23 protein-coding genes and 1 pseudogene are annotated in these 20,176 nt (G+C 61.5%); 13 read left to right on the forward strand and 11 right to left on the reverse strand.

Annotated elements, in window-relative coordinates:
- Nucleotides 1–13: 13 nt before the first annotated feature.
- Genes BM416_RS12330 through BM416_RS12355 form a run of 6 tightly spaced genes read right to left on the reverse strand, consistent with a single transcriptional unit; the run spans nucleotide 14 to nucleotide 4,602 of the window.
- Nucleotides 14–709 (reverse strand): HAD family hydrolase, encoded by a 696-nt coding sequence (locus BM416_RS12330; RefSeq protein WP_092488224.1) that lies wholly within the window; start codon nucleotides 707–709, stop codon nucleotides 14–16.
- Complete coding sequence (xerC, locus tag BM416_RS12335; RefSeq protein ID WP_092488225.1) at nucleotides 706–1,605, reverse strand: tyrosine recombinase XerC; 900 nt, start codon at nucleotides 1,603–1,605, stop codon at nucleotides 706–708. The genes BM416_RS12330 and xerC overlap by 4 nt, the downstream gene beginning before the upstream one ends.
- Before the next feature lie 2 nt (nucleotides 1,606–1,607).
- Nucleotides 1,608–2,327, reverse strand: a complete 720-nt coding sequence (locus BM416_RS12340) for a DUF484 family protein (protein WP_027608318.1) — start codon at nucleotides 2,325–2,327, stop codon at nucleotides 1,608–1,610.
- Nucleotides 2,328–2,340: 13 nt separating this feature from the next.
- A complete protein-coding gene (gene dapF, locus BM416_RS12345; protein ID WP_092488226.1) occupies nucleotides 2,341–3,171 on the reverse strand; it encodes a diaminopimelate epimerase in 831 nt (276 codons plus the stop codon).
- 3 nt (nucleotides 3,172–3,174) lie between these two features.
- The gene (gene lysA / locus BM416_RS12350; RefSeq protein ID WP_092488227.1) at nucleotides 3,175–4,422 is read right to left on the reverse strand and encodes a diaminopimelate decarboxylase; all 1,248 of its coding nucleotides are present in this window, start codon (nucleotides 4,420–4,422) and stop codon (nucleotides 3,175–3,177) included.
- A gap of 9 nt (nucleotides 4,423–4,431) precedes the next feature.
- Nucleotides 4,432–4,602 (reverse strand): LPS translocon maturation chaperone LptM, encoded by a 171-nt coding sequence (locus BM416_RS12355; RefSeq protein ID WP_010207449.1) that lies wholly within the window; start codon nucleotides 4,600–4,602, stop codon nucleotides 4,432–4,434.
- Between the two features lie 238 nt (nucleotides 4,603–4,840).
- Between BM416_RS12355 and cyaY the strand changes: the two genes are divergently transcribed.
- From cyaY to rnk, 3 genes are all read left to right on the forward strand, one after another.
- Nucleotides 4,841–5,173, forward strand: a complete 333-nt coding sequence (gene cyaY / locus BM416_RS12360) for an iron donor protein CyaY (RefSeq protein ID WP_027608321.1) — start codon at nucleotides 4,841–4,843, stop codon at nucleotides 5,171–5,173.
- Nucleotides 5,174–5,175: 2 nt separating this feature from the next.
- Nucleotides 5,176–5,394 (forward strand): DUF1289 domain-containing protein, encoded by a 219-nt coding sequence (locus BM416_RS12365; protein ID WP_027608322.1) that lies wholly within the window; start codon nucleotides 5,176–5,178, stop codon nucleotides 5,392–5,394.
- Nucleotides 5,395–5,525: 131 nt separating this feature from the next.
- The gene (rnk, locus tag BM416_RS12370; RefSeq protein ID WP_053127715.1) at nucleotides 5,526–5,936 is read left to right on the forward strand and encodes a nucleoside diphosphate kinase regulator; all 411 of its coding nucleotides are present in this window, start codon (nucleotides 5,526–5,528) and stop codon (nucleotides 5,934–5,936) included.
- Here rnk and BM416_RS12375 read toward each other — a convergent pair.
- From BM416_RS12375 to BM416_RS12385, 3 genes are all read right to left on the reverse strand, one after another.
- On the reverse strand, nucleotides 5,933–8,773 hold the full coding sequence (locus BM416_RS12375; RefSeq protein WP_092488228.1) for a class I adenylate cyclase: 2,841 nt from the start codon (nucleotides 8,771–8,773) through the stop codon (nucleotides 5,933–5,935). The genes rnk and BM416_RS12375 overlap by 4 nt on opposite strands.
- A gap of 167 nt (nucleotides 8,774–8,940) precedes the next feature.
- Nucleotides 8,941–9,195, reverse strand: coding sequence for a TIGR02647 family protein (locus BM416_RS12380; RefSeq protein ID WP_027608325.1), 255 nt, complete (start codon nucleotides 9,193–9,195; stop codon nucleotides 8,941–8,943).
- A 95-nt stretch (nucleotides 9,196–9,290) separates the two neighbouring features.
- On the reverse strand, nucleotides 9,291–9,575 hold the full coding sequence (locus BM416_RS12385; protein ID WP_065948748.1) for a hypothetical protein: 285 nt from the start codon (nucleotides 9,573–9,575) through the stop codon (nucleotides 9,291–9,293).
- A gap of 125 nt (nucleotides 9,576–9,700) precedes the next feature.
- Between BM416_RS12385 and BM416_RS12390 the strand changes: the two genes are divergently transcribed.
- Nucleotides 9,701–10,360, forward strand: a complete 660-nt coding sequence (locus tag BM416_RS12390) for a glutathione S-transferase family protein (protein ID WP_092488229.1) — start codon at nucleotides 9,701–9,703, stop codon at nucleotides 10,358–10,360.
- Nucleotides 10,361–10,397: 37 nt separating this feature from the next.
- On the opposite strand, the gene argH is transcribed toward BM416_RS12390, so the two are convergent.
- Nucleotides 10,398–11,792, reverse strand: a complete 1,395-nt coding sequence (gene argH, locus BM416_RS12395) for an argininosuccinate lyase (RefSeq protein WP_065926679.1) — start codon at nucleotides 11,790–11,792, stop codon at nucleotides 10,398–10,400.
- Nucleotides 11,793–12,181: 389 nt separating this feature from the next.
- Here argH and BM416_RS31145 point away from each other — a divergent pair.
- The 8 genes and pseudogenes from BM416_RS31145 to rsd form a co-directional block, all read left to right on the forward strand.
- Nucleotides 12,182–12,298, forward strand: a pseudogene (locus BM416_RS31145) (sensor histidine kinase); the annotation flags it as partial.
- On the forward strand, nucleotides 12,295–13,041 hold the full coding sequence (locus tag BM416_RS12400; protein WP_065926678.1) for a LytR/AlgR family response regulator transcription factor: 747 nt from the start codon (nucleotides 12,295–12,297) through the stop codon (nucleotides 13,039–13,041). The pseudogene BM416_RS31145 and the gene BM416_RS12400, both read left to right, overlap by 4 nt.
- A 137-nt stretch (nucleotides 13,042–13,178) precedes the next feature.
- Entirely contained in the window at nucleotides 13,179–14,120 is a 942-nt protein-coding gene (gene hemC / locus BM416_RS12405) for a hydroxymethylbilane synthase (RefSeq protein WP_092488230.1), read from the forward strand.
- Nucleotides 14,117–14,875 carry a uroporphyrinogen-III synthase gene (locus tag BM416_RS12410; protein WP_092488231.1) on the forward strand — a complete coding sequence of 253 codons (759 nt, stop codon included), beginning with the start codon at nucleotides 14,117–14,119 and terminating at the stop codon, nucleotides 14,873–14,875. Before hemC ends, BM416_RS12410 begins: the two co-directional genes overlap by 4 nt.
- Nucleotides 14,876–14,893: 18 nt before the next feature.
- Complete coding sequence (locus tag BM416_RS12415) at nucleotides 14,894–16,018, forward strand: uroporphyrinogen-III C-methyltransferase (RefSeq protein WP_027608332.1); 1,125 nt, start codon at nucleotides 14,894–14,896, stop codon at nucleotides 16,016–16,018.
- Nucleotides 16,019–16,023: 5 nt separating this feature from the next.
- The gene (locus BM416_RS12420; RefSeq protein ID WP_092488232.1) at nucleotides 16,024–17,265 is read left to right on the forward strand and encodes a heme biosynthesis protein HemY; all 1,242 of its coding nucleotides are present in this window, start codon (nucleotides 16,024–16,026) and stop codon (nucleotides 17,263–17,265) included.
- Between the two features lie 236 nt (nucleotides 17,266–17,501).
- Entirely contained in the window at nucleotides 17,502–18,023 is a 522-nt protein-coding gene (locus tag BM416_RS12425) for a disulfide bond formation protein B (protein ID WP_092488233.1), read from the forward strand.
- A 209-nt stretch (nucleotides 18,024–18,232) separates the two neighbouring features.
- Complete coding sequence (gene rsd / locus BM416_RS12430) at nucleotides 18,233–18,691, forward strand: sigma D regulator (RefSeq protein WP_092488234.1); 459 nt, start codon at nucleotides 18,233–18,235, stop codon at nucleotides 18,689–18,691.
- 52 nt (nucleotides 18,692–18,743) lie between these two features.
- Here rsd and BM416_RS12435 read toward each other — a convergent pair whose 3' ends face one another.
- Nucleotides 18,744–19,421, reverse strand: coding sequence for an FKBP-type peptidyl-prolyl cis-trans isomerase (locus tag BM416_RS12435; RefSeq protein WP_092488235.1), 678 nt, complete (start codon nucleotides 19,419–19,421; stop codon nucleotides 18,744–18,746).
- A gap of 192 nt (nucleotides 19,422–19,613) precedes the next feature.
- Between BM416_RS12435 and BM416_RS12440 the strand changes: the two genes are divergently transcribed.
- On the forward strand, nucleotides 19,614–20,176 hold a 563-nt coding region (locus BM416_RS12440), incomplete at its 3' end, for an AlgP family protein (protein ID WP_218190218.1).

Below are 20,176 nucleotides of genomic sequence, written 5' to 3' on the forward strand. Positions count from 1 at the left end.
TTTCTCACCCGTATTACTGCCAGCTACGAAGTAACGCCGGCAACTCCGTCAGGCTGCGAATCTGTGCGTCCGGGAGTTTATCCCCTTCCCACACCTTGCCCGACGGGTTGAACCACACCGCCCGCAGCCCCGCCTGCTGGGCCCCGGCAATGTCGTCCCCGGGGTGGTCGCCAACATGCACCGCCGCACTGGCATCTACTCCGCCGCGCTGCAGCGCTTCCTGGAACAGCCGCGCATCCGGCTTGGCGATGCCAATATCTTCAGCGCGTAGCGCAAAGTGAAAGTAGTCCGCCAGGCCAACACGCTGCACATCGGCATTGCCATTGGTGATCACACCCAGCAGAAAGTGCTGGCGCAGCGCTTGCAGCATCGGCTCGGCCTCAGGGAAAGGCGTGAGCTGATGGCGGGCGTGAATGAACGCTTCGAAACACACATCGGCCATTTCCGTGGCCTCAGGCTGTGGATAACCGGCCTCTTCAAACGCATGTATCAACACCCGATGGCGCAGGATACTGATGCGGTGTTTGAGTTCGGGATGCCGTTGCAGCACCTGTTGGCGCAGGCTGGCGAAATGCTCCAGGGGCAGGTCGCCCACCTTGGCGGCATGGGTGGCCAGCCATTCGCGCATCGCCGCTTCGGCGCTGATGATGACGGGTACGTTGTCCCAGAGCGTGTCGTCCAGGTCGAAGGTGATCAGCTTGATGCTCATGAGTCGCCGTCCTTGATGCGTTTGGCCCGTGGATGGGCGCTGTCGTAGACCGTTGCCAGGTGCTGGAAGTCCAGATGGGTATAGATCTGCGTGGTCTTGATGTCGGAGTGGCCAAGCAGTTCCTGCACGGCGCGCAGGTCCTGGGAGGATTCCAGCATATGGCTGGCAAAGGAGTGCCGCAGCATATGTGGATGCAGGTTCTGCCCCAACTCGCGCTCGCCGGCAGCCTTGACCCGTACCTGGATGGCGCGTGGCCCCAGGCGCCGCCCTTGCTGGCTGATAAACACCGCGTCGTCCACCGGGTTGGCCAGGGCGCGCAGCGGCAGCCATAGTTGCAGGGCTTCGCGGGCTTTCCTGCCTACCGGCAGCACCCGAGTCTTGCTGCCTTTGCCGAGCACTTGCACCAGGCCGTCGGCCAGGTCCAGTTGATCGAGGTTCAGGCCCGTCAGCTCCGATAGGCGCAGGCCTGAAGAGTAGAACAGTTCGAGGATCGCCTGGTCGCGATGGGCGAGGAAATCGTCCTCCACGGCGCCATCGAGCAATTGCAGGGCACGGTCGGTGTCCAGGGTCTTGGGCAGGCGTCGCTCGCCTTTCGGCGGGGCCAGGCCGTTGGCCGGGTCGTGGTCGCAGAGGCCTTCGCGATTGAGGTAGTGATAGAGACCGCGCACCGCCGACAGCAGTCGCGACAGGCTGCGCGAGGACTGGCCCGCCTGGTGCAGCCGTGCGATCAGGCTGCGCAGGCCCTGGATATCCAAGGCCTTCCAGCTGGTGACCTGCTGCTTTTCGCAATACGCCAGGACCTTGTTCAAGTCCCGTCGGTAAGCCTCCAGGGTATGGGGTGACACCTGGCGCTCGTTACGCAGGTGAGCGCAGTAAGCGTCCAGTTGCCGTTCCATGGCTAGCGCACCGCGCGCAGGGCGGTGGTGTGGCGCGGAAGGACGCGGCCCAGTACTTCGGCGATATAGGTGAGGAACAAAGTGCCCACCGAGCTCTTGTAGTGCGCGGGATCGCGGCTGGCGATGGCCAGTACGCCGTGCAGGCCTTGATGGCTGAGGGCGACGACGGCGGTAGAGCCTATCTGCTTGCGCTGTTCGGCGCCGAACAGGAAGTCCAGCTCGTGCTCGCGCAGGGTGCCGCTGATGGTCTTGCCTTCGGAAAGCAGGCCGCCGATCGCGGTTTGCGCGTCGCCGCCACTGACCCAGCGACCCACCGGCATCGGGTTGTCGCTGAACAGGATCAGGCTGACAAACGGTACCTGGAAGTCCTGGCGCAGGCTGTCTTCCACGGCGATGACCGTTTCTTCCAGGCTGGTGGCGTCCATCAGGGTAAGAATCAGGCGGCGGGTTTTCTCGAACAGACGGTCGTTGTCGCGGGCGACATCCATCAGGTGCGAGAGCTTGTGGCGCATTTCGATATTGCGCTCGCGCAGGATCTTCATCTGTCGCTCCACCAACGACACGGTGTCGCCGCGCTGGTGGGGGATGCGCAGGGCCGGGAGCAGTTCTTCGTGTTCGACGAAGAAGTCCGGATTAGCCTCAAGGTACGCCGCGACGGCAGCGGCCTCCAGACTTTCGCTCGGGGTTGTTGCTTGTGCGGGTACTTGAGGCTTATCGGTCATTGGCTTGGCTCACTCATAGACGGACCTGTCCTTCGTATACGCGCGAGGCCGGCCCGGTCATCATCACCGGGTGGCCAGGGCCTGCCCACTCGATGGACAGGCGTCCACCGGGCAGGTCGATCAACAGTGGCGAATCCATCCACCCCTGGCTGATCGCGGCCACGGCAGCGGCGCAAGCACCGGTACCGCAGGCCTGGGTTTCGCCGGCGCCGCGTTCCCACACGCGCAATTGCGCGCGGGAACGGTCGATCACCTGCAGGAAACCCACATTGACCCGCGCCGGAAAGCGCGGGTGGTGTTCGATTTTCGGCCCCAGTTCATGCACGGGGGCAGTGTTGATGTCGTTGACCCGTAGCACCGCATGGGGGTTGCCCATGGACACGGCAGCGATGTCGACGGTCTGGCCGTCAACGTCCAGCGGGTAGCTGGCGGCCTGCTCAGTCGCCTGGAACGGAATATCCGCCGGCACCAGGCGCGGCGCGCCCATGTTGACGCTGATCTGGCCGTCGCTGCGGATATCCAGCTCGATCACGCCGCTCTTGGTCTCGACGCGAATCTGCCGCTTGGTGGTCAGGCGCTTGTCCAGCACAAAGCGTGCAAAGCAGCGCGCACCGTTGCCGCACTGTTCCACTTCGGAGCCGTCGGAGTTGAAGATCCGATAACGGAAATCCACCTCCGGGTTGCTTGGCGCCTCGACGATCAGCAATTGGTCGAAGCCAATCCCGGTATGCCGGTCGCCCCACTGTTTAGCGTGTTTGGGCAGGATGTGCGCGTGCTGGCTGACCAGGTCGAGGACCATGAAATCATTGCCCAGCCCGTGCATCTTGGTAAAACGCAGCAGCATGGCTTACTCCGGCAGCAGGCTTTCGCCAGCATACAACTCGGCTACCGTCTCGCGGCGACGCACTTCAAACGCTTGATCACCGTCCACCAACACCTCGGCGGTACGCCCGCGGGTGTTGTAGTTGGAACTCATGACAAACCCGTAGGCACCGGCCGAATGCACGGCCAGCAGGTCGCCTTCTTCCAGGGCCAGTTGACGATCCTTGGCCAGGAAGTCGCCGGTCTCGCAGATCGGGCCGACGATGTCATAGGCGCGTGCTTCGCTGTTGCGAGGCGTCACGGCAGTAACATTCATCCAGGCCTGGTACAGCGCCGGGCGGATCAGGTCGTTCATCGCCGCATCGACGATGGCGAAATCCTTGTGCTCGGTGTGCTTGAGGTACTCGACCTGGGTCAGCAGCACGCCGGCGTTGGCGACGATATAGCGGCCCGGCTCGAACATCAGCGTCAGGTCGCGGCCTTCGATGCGCTCGCGCACGGCCTGGATATAGTCGGCGATCGCCGGTGGCTCTTCATCGCGATAACGCACGCCCACGCCACCACCGAGGTCGATATGGTGCAGGTAGATGCCGCATTCGCCCAGGCGGTCGATCAATGCCAGCAGGCGGTCGAGGGCATCCAGGAACGGCGGCAGTGTGGTCAGTTGCGAGCCGATATGGCAGTCGACACCCAGCACTTCCAGGTTCGGCAGCTGGGCGGCACGGATGTACACGTCTTCGGCGTCGGCAATGGCGATGCCGAACTTGTTCTCTTTGAGACCGGTGGAAATGTACGGGTGGGTGCCGGCATCGACGTCCGGGTTGACGCGCAGTGAGATCGGCGCACGAACACCCATCTCGGCGGCGACGACTTGCAGGCGTTCCAGCTCGTCGGTGGATTCGACGTTGAAGCAATGTACGCCGACTTCCAGGGCCCGGCGCATGTCCTCGCGGCTCTTGCCGACGCCGGAGAACACGATCTTGTCGGCCTGGCCGCCGGCGGCCAGGACTCGTTCCAGCTCGCCACGGGAGACGATGTCGAAACCGGCGCCCAGACGCGCCAGGACATTCAGTACACCCAGGTTGGAGTTGGCCTTGACGGCGTAGCACACCAGGTGCGGTATGCCATCGAGAGGGTCGGTGAACGAGCGGTATTGGGCTTCGATATGCGCACGGGAGTACACGTAGGTCGGGGTACCAAAGCGCTGGGCAATCGCGGACAACGCCACGCCTTCCGCGAACAGCTCGCCGTCCCGGTAGTTAAAAGCGTCCATGGAGCTCCCTTATTCGTAGGTGTCGTGCTTATGCGCTTTGGAGGGCTTTTGCGACGATTGCGCCTGTTCATTCGGGTCTTTGCTGTCATCGGGCAGGTACAGCGGGCCTTTTTGACCACAGGCACTAACGAGGCAAGCGACCGCGACGAGCGCAGCAAGGGAAGAGATCAGGCGCTTCATGGCGAAATCCTTGAATATGCATTAATTGCGCCCGAGTATACCGACCACCCGCCAGCTTGCCTATGCGCTGAAATACCCGTCCGGCGGGGGTTTGCCGAGATGGCAGGGAAGCGGACTACGCTGATTGAGGATATTTCACGCCGTCAATCGCGTTGAAATCGGTATCCTTTGCAATCGGCGGGGCTCGCCCGTATCGTGCGGCGCTTGAGCAAAACCAGACACTTTTGAGGTTGCCACAATGAGTTTGACCGAAGCCCGTTTTCACGACCTGGTGGATGCGACCCAGCAGGCGCTGGAAGATATTTTCGACGACAGCGGCCTGGACGTGGATCTGGAAAACTCGGCCGGGGTGTTGACCGTCAAGTTCGAGAGCGGCCAGCAACTGATCTTCAGCCGTCAGGAACCGCTGCGGCAGCTGTGGCTGGCGGCGCGCTCCGGGGGCGTTCACTTCGACTACGACGAAGAAAGCGGCAAATGGCAGTGCGACAAGAGTGAGGAGTTGCTGGGCGAGATGCTCGCGCGCCTGGTCCACGAATATACCGGCGCCGAGCTGGATTTCGACGAGATTTGACCGTGACCCAGCCTGCGCCCGTACGCCCGCCCAAGCCGCTGTTCAGTAATGTCAGCCCGGCGGTGCCGTCACCTTGTATCAGTTTGTGTCGCCTGGACGAGCAAAAAGTCTGCCTCGGCTGCTTCCGCCATGTGGAAGACATCCGTGAATGGCGCTCCGCCGATGATCAGCGGCGCCGAGTGATCGTGGCCCAGGCCGAGCAACGCAAGGCCGCGCCTTGAGCCCGTCTTGTTTATTTACGGTGCTGTGGTAGTGTCCGGATACGCCTCAACTCATCGAGGCCCGTGAGAACCCCGCCTTTTCCTGGCGGGGTTTTGCTTTTTTGTGCAGAAAAAAGGAGTCTGCCTGAATCATGACCGCACCTTCCATCATCCTCACCCGTCTTGATGTGCAGCGTCTTGAGCAATTGATCGACCGTATGGACGAGACGCAGCCGGGCGTTATTGCACTGCAAGCCGAACTCGACCGCGCCGAAGAAGTGGTTGGCCACGATGAAGTGCCTGCAACGGTCGTGACCATGAACTCCAGCGTGCATTGCCGTGAGCAAGGCAGCGGCAAGGACTACCACCTGACCCTGGTCTACCCGAAAGATGCAAATGCCGATGAAGGCAAGATTTCGGTCCTGGCCCCGGTGGGCAGTGCCTTGCTTGGCCTGCAGGTAGGGCAGCATATCGATTGGCCGGCACCGGGCGGCAAGACCCTCAAGCTTGAGCTGCTCAGTGTTGATGGTCAGCCCAAGGATGGCGGCGCCTTTCCTCTCTAGACCTGGCTCAGCGCCTCATTCAGCGCGAGCTCCAGCTCGGCCTTGTAGCGCAGGTACAAATTGCTTGGGCTTTGCACATCACCGAGCAGCCCCGACAGGTCGAGGTCGGTGATGTAGCAGCGGTAGCGCTCGGTTTCCCGGCGTTGCCCGACGATTTCCTGGGCGACCACCGCAAACAGTTGGTCGCCAAACTCCAGCTCGGAAAACTCCCGCTGATTGCAGTACAGGGTTATGCCCACCTGGCCCGGCGCCGCCTTGCCGATAATCGCCTGCACGTCATAAAACGGCTTGTTCGCGGGGTTCTGTGGGGCCGGCCGCGGCTCGACACCGCGCGCGCGCGTGCTGCCCGACGGCAGCAGTTGGTAGTACAAGATTTGCACCTCACCCAACGGTTGTTGCGTGTCCAGGGGCGACAGTGCTTCCCGGCGGTAGATGATCGACTGCAAAAAGCGCTGCAGCGGCGCCAACAGGCTCTGTTCATCATGAAACGGCAAGCGTTGCTGCCAGAGCGCGTTGAATTCATCCAGCACATACAGCTCGGCGAAGCCTTCGTTGACCCGGTAGAACACCTGCACGCAATCGGCCATGCCCATGGGCAGCAACAGCGCCAGGTCGTGGTCTTCCAGCGCCATGGCATCCAGGTGCAGCGGGCTGTAGCTGGCCAATTCTTCGCTGAGGTAGGCGACCAGCGCATCCTGGGTCGCCAGTGATACGTGGGTGGCCTGGCCGGGCATCAACTCCATCACGTGATAGTGCTGCTGTACCTGGAGCACGTAGCGGTGATTGCCCTGACCCAGCAGCAGGTTCTGTGCGGTGTCGAAGATTTCTTCCACTCGCTGGGCAATGAACTGCGCGCGGTTGTGACAGAAGCAGCGCACCCGCAGCCGAGGCAGATGATCCGACGGCAGTTGATTGAGGTAGTCGCGCAGGCAGTCGAGCAGCGCATGGGGGCCGTCGTAGCGGCTGACCATCACCTCGTTCCAGCTGTTGAGTGTGACCTGATCGAGGGTCAGTACGAGGTTGTCGCGCACACCGGCATAGCTCAGGGAGTCGGTGCGCTCGGTGGTCATCAGGATATTCAGGTCGCGATGATGCTTGAGCGGGTCGACGCCGACGTTGATCAGCAGCAACACTTCTTCGGGCACCGCCGAGCGCAGCAGGCGCGCTTCATCAACGCTGGCCAGGGGCAGGGCGATAGCCTGCTGCAGGCTGCCCAGCAGGTTGAACAGCTCGAATTCGGTCATGTCGCTGGTGCCGGGGTGCAGCGCCAGGCGCGTACTGCTGTCGATGACGCCGTTGCGGTGGCACCAGGTGAGCATTTCCAACAGGTCGCGGCTGCGCTTGATCGGCGCGAAGTGCTCCCATTCCAGGGCCGTGAGGTTGCCGTTGTACAGGCCCCAGTGGTGCTGGCCGGGCTCCTTGCGGTTGGGCGATTGCACCAGGGTCAGGGTGTCTTCGGCCAGGTCCGGGGCGATGCCGGGGTTGATGAATTCAACCTTGCCGGCCTTGCGTTCAAAGGCGGCATACAGGCGCCGTCCCAGCACATTGAGGTCGCGCTTGTTGATCAGGCTGACCGTCTGTTCGGTCCGGGCGAACTGGGTCAGGAAGCGATAGCTGTAGTTCAGCTCGCTGACCAGGGCGCGGCGCTCGGAGGCCACCTGGCGCACTTTCCACTGGCTGCGGCTGTCCAGCAGCGCCAGTTGGCGTTGGTCCCAGCCCCACTCGTGGGCCAGGCGCTCCAGCAACAGCCGCTGCCAACTGGTGCTGCGCTGACCGGCGCTGAGCTTGCGGTTGACCTTCAGGTACAGGGCGCGACGCACCAGCTCCAGGCGCTCCGGCTCGTTGCGTGCCTTGAGATATTCCTCGATACGGCGGTACACCACGATGTACGGGTCCAGCTCATCCAGGTCCATCTGGTTGGCGAACACCGCGCGCTTGAAGCGCAGGCTCAGGCAGTGCACGTTCGGGTGTTCGCTGGCGTAGACCTCGGTCAATAGCAGCTTTAGCACCGATTTGTAGGGCGACTCGATACCCTTGAACAGTTGCCACAGCCCGGCACCGATGAATTCACCGGGAGGGATACGCGCCAGGTGGCCGAGGTCGAGGGTTTCATCGGCGCGGATGAAGCGCTTGGAGATCAGTGTGTGGGTGAATTCCGCATAGCGGGTCTCTTCATACACCGGCACCAGCCACCAGATCGGCGTACGCCCGGCCAGCCAGATCGCTGTGCGGTAGAACTCGTCCAACAACAGGTAGTGCTGGGTCGTGCCGCAGTCGTCGGAGCTGAGTTGTGTATCGCGCTCGCCAAGCACAAAGCGCGTCGGCTCGATCAGGAAGAAGTGCGCTTCTGCGCCCATGCCCAGGGCCCAGGCTTCCAGCAGTTGGCATTTTTTGCGCAGCTCGGCGAGCTCGTTTTCGCCCAGGTCGGGAGCGTGGCACACCCACATATCCATGTCGCTCTGGTCGGCCTGGGCGAGGGTGCCGAGGCTGCCCATCAGGAACAGGCCGTGGATCGGCTTGGGTTGATTGACCGGGCGCGGCTTGTAGGAGAACGAGCGGGTCAGGCGCTGGGCTTCCGTGAGTGCCTGGGCGTCGGGCTCGAAGTTCGACAGTCCGGCCGGCGTGCTGCCTGAGACATACCCCGGCAACAGTGGGTGATTGACGTGAAAAAACAGCGGCAGCAGGGTCAGCACGCTTTGCTGGCGCGGCGTCAGCCCTTCGACGGCACGAGCCATGCGACCTTCATTGAGGGCCATGAAGCGCGCACGCAATTGGGCCAGCACCTTGCGGTCGATGCCTTCGTCCAGGTCAGGGCGGATTTCATGGGTGCGGGTCATGTCGAACTCGGTGGCTCGCAGGGCCCGACGCGGGCGGCCATGTAGGAGTTTACAGCCAGTCGCGTAGGAGGTTTAGAGGGAAATGGTTTTTGACGTCAAAAAGCGGGCCGTTGCACAGCAGTGCCCTCGGAGTCCGCAGGAGCCGGACTCCATGGGCGGTATACGGATCAGGCGGCTTCTTTGGTGTTGGCGGTGCTCAGGATGGTCAGCAGGGTTTGGGCCTGCTCTGCAGCGTCCCGGCCAAGGCTGGTCAGGTAGCCCCCGTCCGGTTGATCGATAAGTCCTTTCGCATGGAGGCGCTTGGCAGCGGCGATGGCAGAGGGAGCGGCGGTCTGATGGACTTTCAGACCTTCCTTGGTGCTGTCCAAGGGGAAGAGTACAAGGATTTCCAGTTCGGCAACCAACTCAGGGGTATACGACATAAGGACTCCAGACTTTCTAAAATTTATTAGAGGCTAGCAGGCCATAAGGTGAACGCACTTTGCCGAACTGTCCAGCGTGTTGCGGTGTGCCGGGATTATTCCTTTTCGGGCGGCAGCTCAGGCAGTGCCCGCAGCGCTGTTTCATACCATTCGGTATTGAAGGCGCGGTCATCATCCAGCATCGCGTCGATCTCGAAAGCCAACACATGAGCCATGAGATTCAGGATCTCTTCACGTTCATAGCCCACCAGGGTCAGTTTATTGAAAGTGGCCTTGGCAGCGGGCGGATTGTCGCTTTCGATCTGGTTTTCGATCGCTTCGATCAAGGTGTTTTCGGTGAACGCTTCTTCGTCGCTGTCGATATCGGTCGGCTCGCTCATGGCAGGCTCCTCAAGGAAAGGGCGCCAGTCTACCCCCATTCAGGCAGGTGATGCTGCTGGTCAGGCGGGGGCCGGGGATCTATAACTCCTGCAGCCAACCCCGCACACGGCCTGGAGGCTTTGCGATGCTCAAGCTTTACGGATTCTCGGTCAGCAACTACTACAACATGGTGAAACTGGCACTGCTGGAGAAAGGCCTGGCTTTTGAGGAGGTGCCCTTTTATGCCGGGCAAACCCCTGAAGCCCTGGCGGTCAGCCCGCGTGGCAAGGTGCCGGTGCTGGGCGTGAAGCAGGGGTTTATCAACGAAACCAGTGTGATCCTCGAATACATCGAGCACTCCCAGGAAGGCCCGTCGCTGTTGCCGGCCGACCCGTTCCAGCGTGCCCAAGTGCTGGCGTTGTGCAGGGAAATCGAGCTGTACATCGAATTGCCCGCCCGCGCGTGTTTTGCCGAGGCGTTTTTCGGTATGCCGGTGCCGGAGGCGATCAAGGCGAAATCCAGGGCTGAGTTGCTGCTGGGGGTCGGCTCTTTAGGCCGTCACGGCACGTTCGCGCCTTATGTGGCGGGGGAGGGCTTTACGATTGCGGATCTGTATTTCATGTACAGCGTGAACCTCGCCTGTGCGGTGGGCGAGAAGCTGTTTGGCCTGGACCTGTTGGCTGAATTGCCGGCGGCCAGAGCGTTGCTGGAGCGACTGCATGCCATGCCTAATGCGCAGAAGGTGGCGGCGGACAGGGAGGCCGCGATGCCGGCGTTCCTGGCGATGGTTGCGGCCAAAAAATGATCAAATGTGGGAGAGGGTTGCCCCCCTCCCACCTTTTTCAGCGGCTGGCGAGCAGGGCCTGGCCGCGAGCGACCGCAGCCTTCACCTGTGCCGGCGCGGTACCGCCCACGTGGTTACGGGCATTCACCGAGCCTTCCAGGGTCAACACGGCAAACACGTCCTGTTCGATCTGGTCACTGAACTGGCGCAGCTCTTCCAGGCTCATTTCCGCCAGGTCCTTGCCGGTGTCGACGCCGTATTTCACCGCATGGCCAACGATCTCGTGACAGTCGCGGAACGGCAGGCCACGGCGTACCAGGTAGTCCGCCAGGTCAGTCGCCGTGGAGAAACCGCGCAGGGCCGCTTCACGCATGATCGCGTGCTTGGGCTTGATCGCGGGGATCATGTCGGCAAACGCGCGCAGCGAGTCGCGCAGGGTGTCGGCGGCATCGAACAGCGGTTCCTTGTCTTCCTGGTTGTCCTTGTTGTAGGCCAAAGGCTGGCCTTTCATCAGGGTCAGCAGGCCCATCAGTGCGCCGAATACACGGCCGCTCTTGCCACGCACCAGTTCGGGCACATCGGGGTTTTTCTTTTGCGGCATGATCGAGCTGCCGGTGCAGAAACGGTCCGGCAGGTCGATGAACTGGAATTGCGCACTGGTCCACAGCACCAGCTCTTCGGAGAAGCGCGACAGGTGCATCATCGCGATGCTGGCGGCGGCGCAGAATTCGATGGCGAAGTCGCGGTCGGACACGCCGTCCAGGGAGTTGCCGCCGACGGCGTCGAAACCCAGCAGTTGTGCGGTGTACTCGCGGTCGATCGGGTAGGTGGTGCCGGCCAGCGCTGCGCTGCCGAGCGGCATGCGGTTGGCGCGCTTGCGGCAATCTACCAGGCGCTCGTAGTCGCGGCTGAGCATCTCGAACCAGGCCAGCAGGTGGTGGCCGAAGGTCACGGGTTGTGCGGTTTGCAGGTGGGTGAAGCCAGGCATGATGGTGTCCGCCTCACGCTCGGCCTGCTCGAGCAAGCCTTTCTGCAAGCGGGTGATTTCGGCCAGGATCAGGTCGATTTCATCGCGCAGCCACAGGCGGATGTCGGTGGCCACCTGGTCGTTACGGCTACGACCGGTGTGCAGTTTCTTGCCGGTCACACCGATTCGGTCGGTGAGACGGGCTTCGATATTCATGTGCACGTCTTCCAGGTCGACACGCCAGTCGAACGTACCGGCTTCGATTTCACCGCGGATGGTGGTCAGGCCATCGATGATGCTGTCGCGCTCGGCGTCGGTCAGCACGCCGACCTTGGCCAGCATCGTCGCGTGGGCGATGGAACCCATGATGTCGTGGCGGTACAGGCGCTGGTCGAAGGTGACGGAGGCGGTGAAGCGGGCGACGAAGGCGTCGACGGGTTCACTGAAGCGGCCGCCCCAGGACTGGTTGGTCTTGTCGGTGCTCATGGATTCGCTCGTGGTCTGCTTATTAAGAGGCATGAAAGTGTGGCGGCGATAATAACAGGGTTGCCCTTGGAGGCGGTGCTGCGGGTCGTCGGCATTTTTATTTGTGCAAAGGATGGCTAAGTGCCTTGCCGCCGACCGCGTCCGGGACGAGACTGGAGGCAGCTGCTTATTGATACGATATTTGACGATTGAGCAATATCGTCTCGGCGAGCGTCTACAGTTGGACTGATAGTGTGTGAATGCACCAAAGTCGGGTAATGCGGTCAGAGCCTGACTATCCATTTAAAAGGGGGGTATTCGGATTGTGTATCAGCAAACCCTACGACGATGCCCGAAGGCAGCAGGTCTTGGGCGCTATTGAACAGGTCCGGGTAAATATGGGTGCCGCTGTCAGGGCACTTTTTGCCGCTCGCGCTAGTCTTAGCGTGGATCGCTGTGACGCAAGTCACCGCACCTGTCTACGCTATCCTTGTGCGAGACTCACGCAGGAATCCAGCGCTATATGAATGTCCTGATCGTTGATGACGAACCCCAAGCCCGCGAGCGACTGAGCCGTTTGGTCAGTGAACTCGAGGGTTATACAGTCCTTGAACCGAGTGCCACCAGCGGCGAGGAGGCGTTGACGTTGATCGACAGCCTCAAGCCGGACGTGGTGTTGCTCGATATTCGCATGCCGGGTCTTGATGGCCTGCAAGTTGCTGCCCGCCTGAGTGAGCGCGAATCGCCACCTGCCGTGGTGTTGTGCGCCGCGCAAGAAGAGTTTGCCGCGCAGACACTGGAAGCCAGTGGTGTCAGCTTCGTAGTCAAGCCAGTGACTGCCGAGGCTTTGCTCAGGGCCTTGAAGAAAGCCGAGCGCCCCAACCGCGCCCAACTGGCTGCCCTGACCCAGCCGGCCGCCCAGAGCGGTAACGGGCCGCGCAGCCATATCAGCGCCCGCACACGCAAAGGTATCGAGTTGATCCCCTTGGACCAGGTGGTCTACTTCATTGCCGATCACAAGTACGTGACCCTGCGGCATGAGGCTGGCGAAGTGTTGCTCGATGAGCCGCTCAAGGCCCTTGAGGATGAATTCGGTGACCGCTTCGTGCGAATCCACCGGAACGCGCTGGTGGCCCGTGAGCGAATCGAGCGCCTGCAGCGCACGCCCCTCGGGCACTTTCAGTTATTCCTCAAAGGGCTTAACGGGGATGCGTTGATCGTCAGCCGGCGCCATGTCGCCGGCGTGCGCAAGATGATGCAGCAGCTTTAGCCCGAGGGTTTTGGCAAGCCTGCATTCATTATCCCGGTGCGACGTGGCCAGGGAGGCCCCGCACTTGCTGATTCAAATCAAAGCGTATTTGCCTGAGCTGTTATTATCTGCCGTATCTATTCAGTACGGATTGATCCATGTCCTCTCGCGAAATCCGCATCGCCACCCGTAAAAGCGCCCTGGCCTTGTGGCAGGCCGAATACGTCAAAGCACGCCTTGAGCAGGCCCATCCCGGCCTCAAGGTGACCCTGGTGCCCATGGTCAGTCGCGGCGACAAGCTGCTCGACTCGCCGCTGTCGAAGATCGGCGGCAAGGGCCTGTTCGTCAAGGAACTGGAAACCGCGCTGCTGGAAAACGAAGCCGACATCGCCGTGCACTCCATGAAAGACGTGCCCATGGACTTCCCCGAAGGCCTGGGCCTGTTTTGCATCTGTGAACGTGAAGACCCGCGTGACGCCTTCGTTTCCAACACTTATGCGTCCTTGGACGACCTGCCCTTGGGCAGCATTGTCGGCACCTCCAGCCTGCGTCGCCAGGCACAGCTGTTGACTCGTCGTCCGGACCTGCAGATTCGCTTCCTGCGTGGCAACGTCAACACCCGCCTGGCCAAGCTGGATGCCGGTGAGTATGACGCGATCATCCTCGCCGCCGCCGGCCTGATCCGTTTGGGCTTCGAAGACCGCATCACCTCGGCCATCAGCGTCGAAGACAGCCTGCCTGCCGGTGGACAAGGTGCCGTGGGCATTGAATGCCGCACTGCCGACCGTGAAATCCACGCGTTGCTCAAACCCCTGGATCACTACGAGACCGAAGTGCGTGTCACGGCCGAACGCGCCTTGAACAAGCACCTCAACGGTGGCTGCCAGGTGCCGATTGCCTGCTACGCCGTGCTCGAAGGTGAAAACCTGTGGCTGCGTGGCCTGGTTGGGGATCCGGATGGGGGCACTCTGCTGACTGCCGAAGTCCGTGGCCCGCAACGTGACGCCATCGCCCTGGGTGTCCAGGTGGCTGAAGAGCTGCTGGACAAGGGCGCAGGCGCCATTCTGCAAAAAGTCTACGGCGAGGCCGGCCCGCAGTGACCGGTTGGCGCGTGCTGCTGACACGGCCTGCCGAGGAGTCGGCGGCCCTGGCGGCGGCGTTGTCCGAAGCCGGTATCTTCAGCAGCAGCTTGCCTTTGCTGGACATCGAACCGTTACCCGTTACCCCCGAACAACAGGCCGTCTTCGGCGATCTTGGTCGCTACTGTGCGGTGATCGTGGTGAGTAAACCGGCCGCGCGGCTTGCCGTGCAGCAGTTGGATCAAGCCTGGCCGCAACTGCCGTGGTTCAGCGTCGGTGCGGCCACCGCGCAGGTCCTGGCTGATCACGGCCTTCCCGTTCACTATCCCCAAACCGGCGACGACAGCGAGGCCTTGCTTCAATTGCCTGCGTTGCGCGAGGCTATCGCACGGCCCGGTGCGCGGGTGTTGATCCTGCGCGGCGAGGGGGGGCGGGAGCTGCTGGCTGAGCGTTTGCGCGAGCAAGGTGCTAGTGTCGACTACCTGGAGTTGTATCGCCGTTTCCTACCGGCCTACGACACGGGCGTACTGACCCAGCGCATCCAGTTGGAACGCTTGAACGGCCTGGTGGTCAGCAGTGGGCAGGGTTTTTTGCACCTGCAGGCCCTGGCCGGACCCGATTGGCCACAGGTGGCGCAGCTGCCGTTGTTCGTGCCCAGCCCGCGAGTCGCCGAGATGGCGCGGGCCGCTGGCGCAGAAAAAGTTGTGGATTGTCGCGGCGCGAATGCCGCGGCTTTGTTAGTGGCGTTACGGAGTCATGCCGTTCCCACTCTCTGATACGCAAAGGACGGATACGTGAGCGAAACAGCCTTGCCTAAAGATGAAACCCAACCCGCACTTGATGCGCCGGTTGAGTCACCGGTCACCGCGCCGCGCCGCGGCAATGGCCTGGCAGTTGTCGCCCTGCTGCTTGGCGCTGCGGGTGTTGCCGCCGGCGGTTGGGGTCTCTGGCAGGTCCGTGCCCTGCAAGCCAGCAGCCAGCACCAACTGGGCCAAGTGCAGACCCTGGATGACCAATCCCAGGCCCTCAAGCAAAGCCAGCAACAACTGGCTGCACGCCTGGCGCAACTGCCGGGTGCGGATGAGCTTGAGGAGCGCCGTCGGCTGGTGGCCCAGTTGCAGGGTGACCAGCAGCGCTTGAGCCAGCGCCTGGAAACCGTGCTGGGTGCCAGCCGCAAGGATTGGCGCCTGGCTGAGGCCGAGCACCTGATTCGCCTGGCGAGTTTGCGCTTGTCTGCCTTGCAGGACATCAACAGCGCCCAGGCGTTGGTCCAGGGCGCCGATGAGATTCTTCGCGAGCAAAGCGATCCAGGCTCCTACGCCGCCCGCGAGCAGTTGGCCAAGAGCCTTGCCGCGTTGCGCAGTACCGAGCAGCCGGATCGCACCGGGCTGTATCTGCAATTGGCGGCGTTGCGTGATCAGGTCGTGCAACTGGCGGCCATTGCCCCTGAGTATCAACTGACCGAGCCCGCATCCCAAGGGCGTCCGAGCACCGATACGGACAGCCGTTGGAGCCAGTGGTGGGAGCAGATTTCCCGTTACTTCCGCATCGACTTCAACCCAGACGACAACATTCGTCCACTGCTCGCCGGTCAAGGCCTGAACCAGGTACGCCTGGCCCTCAGCCTGGCCCTGGAGCAGGCACAATGGGCGGCGCTCAATGGTGAATCGGCGGTGTACAGCCGCTCCCTGGGCGAGGCGCGCAGCGTGTTGCAGGACAACTTCAACCAGGACAACCCGCAGAGCAAGGCGATGCTGGCGCGTATCGCCGAGCTTGAGCCCAAGGCGGTCTCGGTGGTGACCCCGGACCTGGCGGCGAGCCTGGCTGCGGTGCAGGCGTACCTCGAACGTCGTCATCTGTCTGCCGACGAAGCCAAGGCGGCTGCCACGCCGGCGGCCACGTCGGCGAAGCAGGAGTAGAGCCGATGAAGCGTTTCTATGTGATCCTGGTGCTGGCGATTGCAATCGCCCTGGCACTGGCCGTGGGCATTTCGAAACACACCGGCTACGTGCTGATTACCTACCCTCACGTGCTGCATTACGAGTCGAGCCTATGGGCTACCGTGGTGGCGGTGTTTGTCTTCGCCCTGGCTATCTACTTGATCCGCGTATTGCTGAGCCTGGTCACCACCTCGGGTGGCGTGGTCAACCCGTGGTCACGACGTAACCGCAGTCGCCGCGTGCAGATCGCCATTGAACAGGGCCAGATGGACCTCGCCGAAGGCCGTTGGGCCAGTGCCGAACGTCACCTGCACCGTGCCGCCGAAGCCGAGCGCCAGCCATTGCTGTACTACCTGGGCGCGGCCCGGGCGGCGAATGAGCAGGGCCGTTATGAAGAGTCGGACGGTTTGCTCGAGCGCGCCCTGGAGCGTCAGCCCCAGGCCGAGCTGGCGATTGCCTTGAGCCATGCGCAGTTGCAATTGGACCGTGGCGATACTGACGGCGCGCTCACCACCTTGCAGGCCATGCACGAGCGTCATCCCCACAACGGCCAAGTGCTGCGCCAATTGCAGCGTCTGCACCAGCAGCGTGGCGACTGGTCATCGGTGATCCGCCTGTTGCCGGAGCTGCGCAAGGACAAGGTGCTGCCCGCCAGCGAATTGGCCGAACTGGAACGGCGTGCCTGGGGCGAGAACCTGAGCCTGGCGGCCCAGCGCGAAGAGCAGGGCGAAGCCGGCTTGCAATCTCTTGAGCGGGCCTGGCAACAACTGACTTCCGCCCAGCGCCAGGAGCCGCAACTGGTCCTGGCCTATGCCGAGCAACTGCGTCAACTGGGCGCCGATGCCAAGGCGGAGGAAGCGTTGCGCGGTGCCATCAAGCGCGGCTACGACAGCCACCTGATTCGTCTCTACGGCCTGCTGCGTGGCAGTGACCCTGCCCGGCAATTGAAGTTTGCCGAAGGCTGGCTCAAGGACCACCCGGGCGATGCCAGCCTGTTGTTGACATTGGGTCGTCTGTGCCTGCAAAACAGCCTGTGGGGCAAGGCGCGTGATTACCTGGAAAGCAGCCTGCAGGTGCAACGTAATCCCGAGGCCTGTGCCGAACTGGCGCGGCTGTTGGCGCAGTTGGGCGACACCGAGCGCAGCAACCAGCTGTTCCAGGAAGGCCTGGGCTTATTGGATAACCGCTTGCTGGCGTCTCCGCTGCCAGTTCCTGCCCGAGTTTGATGCAGGAAGAAGTCTAGGGTTGGCTCAGATATTTCTGATGGCCAGCCCTTCAATGCTGCGCATATGCCGGCCCTGAGGGGCTTTGAAGCAAACTCCTACGTTCATGCGCTTCAAGTCCTCCATTCTCTGACGGGATATCCCTACGTTCTCACGGAATCGTCTGCTCCGGCGCGTATTGAAAGGGGTCAGGCCTTTCCTCTAACGTAACGACCTATCTCTCGCGATGCGGATAAAGCATGTCTTTGGCCCCTTCACGCTCCTTGTTTTTCCTTGCGTTCATGGCGGGTGCGCTGACGTTGGGTGCGTCCTTCTATCTGGAGTTCGGTGCCTCGTTACGCCCTTGTTTCCTGTGCCAGATGCAACGGGCCTTCCTGGCTGCCTTCACGCTGATCAATCTGGTCGCCGCCATCCACAACCCCAGGCGTTCCACTTTTTACTTGTACGGGTTTACGAGCATGGTCTGTGCGTTGCTGGGTGCCATCACCGCCGTACGCCAGGTGCTGCTGCAAAATGCCGCAGCGGATCAGGCCGCCGATTGCTGGCCCAGTCTCAGTCACATGCTCGAGAACCTGTCGCTGTGGCAGGCGTTGCAATTGACGGTCGAAGGCACGGTCGATTGTATGGAAATAAGCTGGACGCTATTTGACCTGAGCCTTCCCGAGTGGAGCCTGTTGTTCTTCCTGGGCATGTTGATCCTCGGTGTCATGCAATTTTCCCGACTGTTCTTGAGCCGTCCGTTGCGCTCAGCGGGGCGCTGATCGGAGGCCGCAGTTTGTAGGACGGGATTAAACACTTGTATGAACTTTCTCTCCTGCGTACCTTGAAGCCATAGTCATGGGGGCATAATCTGGCCCGCACGCGTTATTGAAACCGTTTGTCAGACGCGGCCTTGTCCCGCTGCTGTTTTATCCTTGAAGTGTTGCGCGGGCATCAGGCGGCAGCGCCCCTATAGGGAAGAGAGATCATCATGCTGGAAAGTTGTCAGAATGCTCAGGAACGCTGGGGTGGGGTGCACAAGCTGATCGACAGCTGGTTGAAGGCACGTCACGAACTGGTTCGGGCCTTTGATGCTCTTGGCGCCAAGCCCGAGGCCCTGGCTGAGAATCGCAAGCCGTTGCAGGAGTTCTGTGAAGTGTTGGTGGACTATGTGTCTGCTGGCCATTTCGGTGTCTACGAGCAACTGACCAAGGAGGCGGAAGCCTTCGATGATAAGCGTGGTCTGGAACTGGCCGAGACCCTTTACCCGCGTATCGATGTCATCACTGAGAAACTGCTGGCGTTCACCGACCTGTGTGATGCCGGCCAGTGCGTTGCTGAGAAATTCAAGGAGTTGGGTGGCCTGCTCCACGAGCGTTTCGAACTGGAAGATTGCCTGATCGAAGTGCTCCACAACGCCCACAAGGAAGAAGCTGTCACTCAGGACTGACCTTTGCGGGCGAGATAAGAACGGTGCGCATGGCGCACCGTTTTTTATTGGCTCAATGACGGGTGCCGAGTAATTCGATCTCGAATACCAGTGGCGTATACGGCGGGATCAGCTCGCCGGCACCGTCGGCTCCATAAGCTTGGGCCGACGGGATCACCAGGCGCCATTTGGCCCCGACCGGCATCTGCTGCAACGCGCTGCTCCAGCCGCTGATCACACTGTCCAGGCGAAACCACTGGGGTTGTGTGCTCTGATCGAAGACCGTGCCATCGGGCAATCGTCCAACGTAGTTCACCTGGACCTGATCATTCGCGCCAGGCTTGTTACCCGTGCCGGGTGTCAGTTCCGTGAGCAGGATGCCATCGGCCAACTCGCGCACCCCTTTCACGGCTTTTTCCTTGGTTAAAAACTGCTGCTCGGCGGCGAGCGCCTTTTCACTTTTAGGCGCTTGGGCGTCGGCTTCGGCCTGCGCTTCGTGCTCGGCAAGAATCTGTTCGATGCGCGTGTTATCCAACGCCAGCGGCTTGCCTTGATAGGCTTGCTTGAGGCCGTCGATCAAGGCCTGGATCTGCAGGTCCGGGACTTCCTGGCGCAGGCGCTCACCGAGGCTGGCGCCCAGGCTGTAGGCGAGGTCGTGCTGGTCCTGGGGCGTGGTTTTTGACGGTGATTGCTCGCTCGCATTGGCCGCGGAAATCGCCAGGCCCAGCACAAGGAAAAGGTAACGCGACATGGGCATTCTCCTGCCGAAAGTGCGACGGATTATGCCAGTGCGAGTGCGTAAAAAGTGCCGCGTGTTTTCGTTATATCGATAAGAATTTTCGCACGTTGCAACGCAACGCAAACGATACTGTCAACATGCCCTAGCGGCGGTAAGAGCAGAGGGCTAGTATGAGCCGCACCCACGTCAGCCAGGAGGTAAACCATGTCGGCCAAACAGAAGCCTGTAAATACCCCGTTGCATTTACTCCAACAATTGTCGGGCAGCTTGCTCGAACATCTGGAAAGCGCATGTTCCCAAGCGTTGGCCGATGCAGAAAAACTGCTCGCCAAGCTGGAAAAACAACGCGGTAAAGCGCAAGAAAAGCTGCACAAATCCCGCACCAAACTGCAAGACGCCGCCACTGCCGGCAAGGCCAAGGCACAAGCCAAAGCCAAAGACGCGGTAAAAGAACTCGAAGACCTGCTGGATGCTCTCAAGGATCGTCAAGCTGAAACCCGCACCTACATTTCCCAACTCAAAAAAGATGCTCAAGAAAGCCTGAAACTGGCCCAGGGCGTTGGTCGTGTGAAGGAAGCCGTAGCTAAAGTGCTGGGTGCCCGTGCTCCGGCTAAAGCGCCAGCCAAGCCAGCGGCTAAAACCGCTGTTGCAAAACCAGCCGTGAAGCCAGCGACCAAAACTGCTGCTGCAAAGCCAGCCGCCAAGCCAGTTGCTAAAACCGCTGCTGCGAAACCAGCCGCGAAGCCAGTTGCTAAAACCGCTGCTGC

The organism is Pseudomonas sp. NFACC42-2, from assembly GCF_900116055.1.
GTDB lineage: Bacteria > Pseudomonadota > Gammaproteobacteria > Pseudomonadales > Pseudomonadaceae > Aquipseudomonas > Aquipseudomonas marginalis.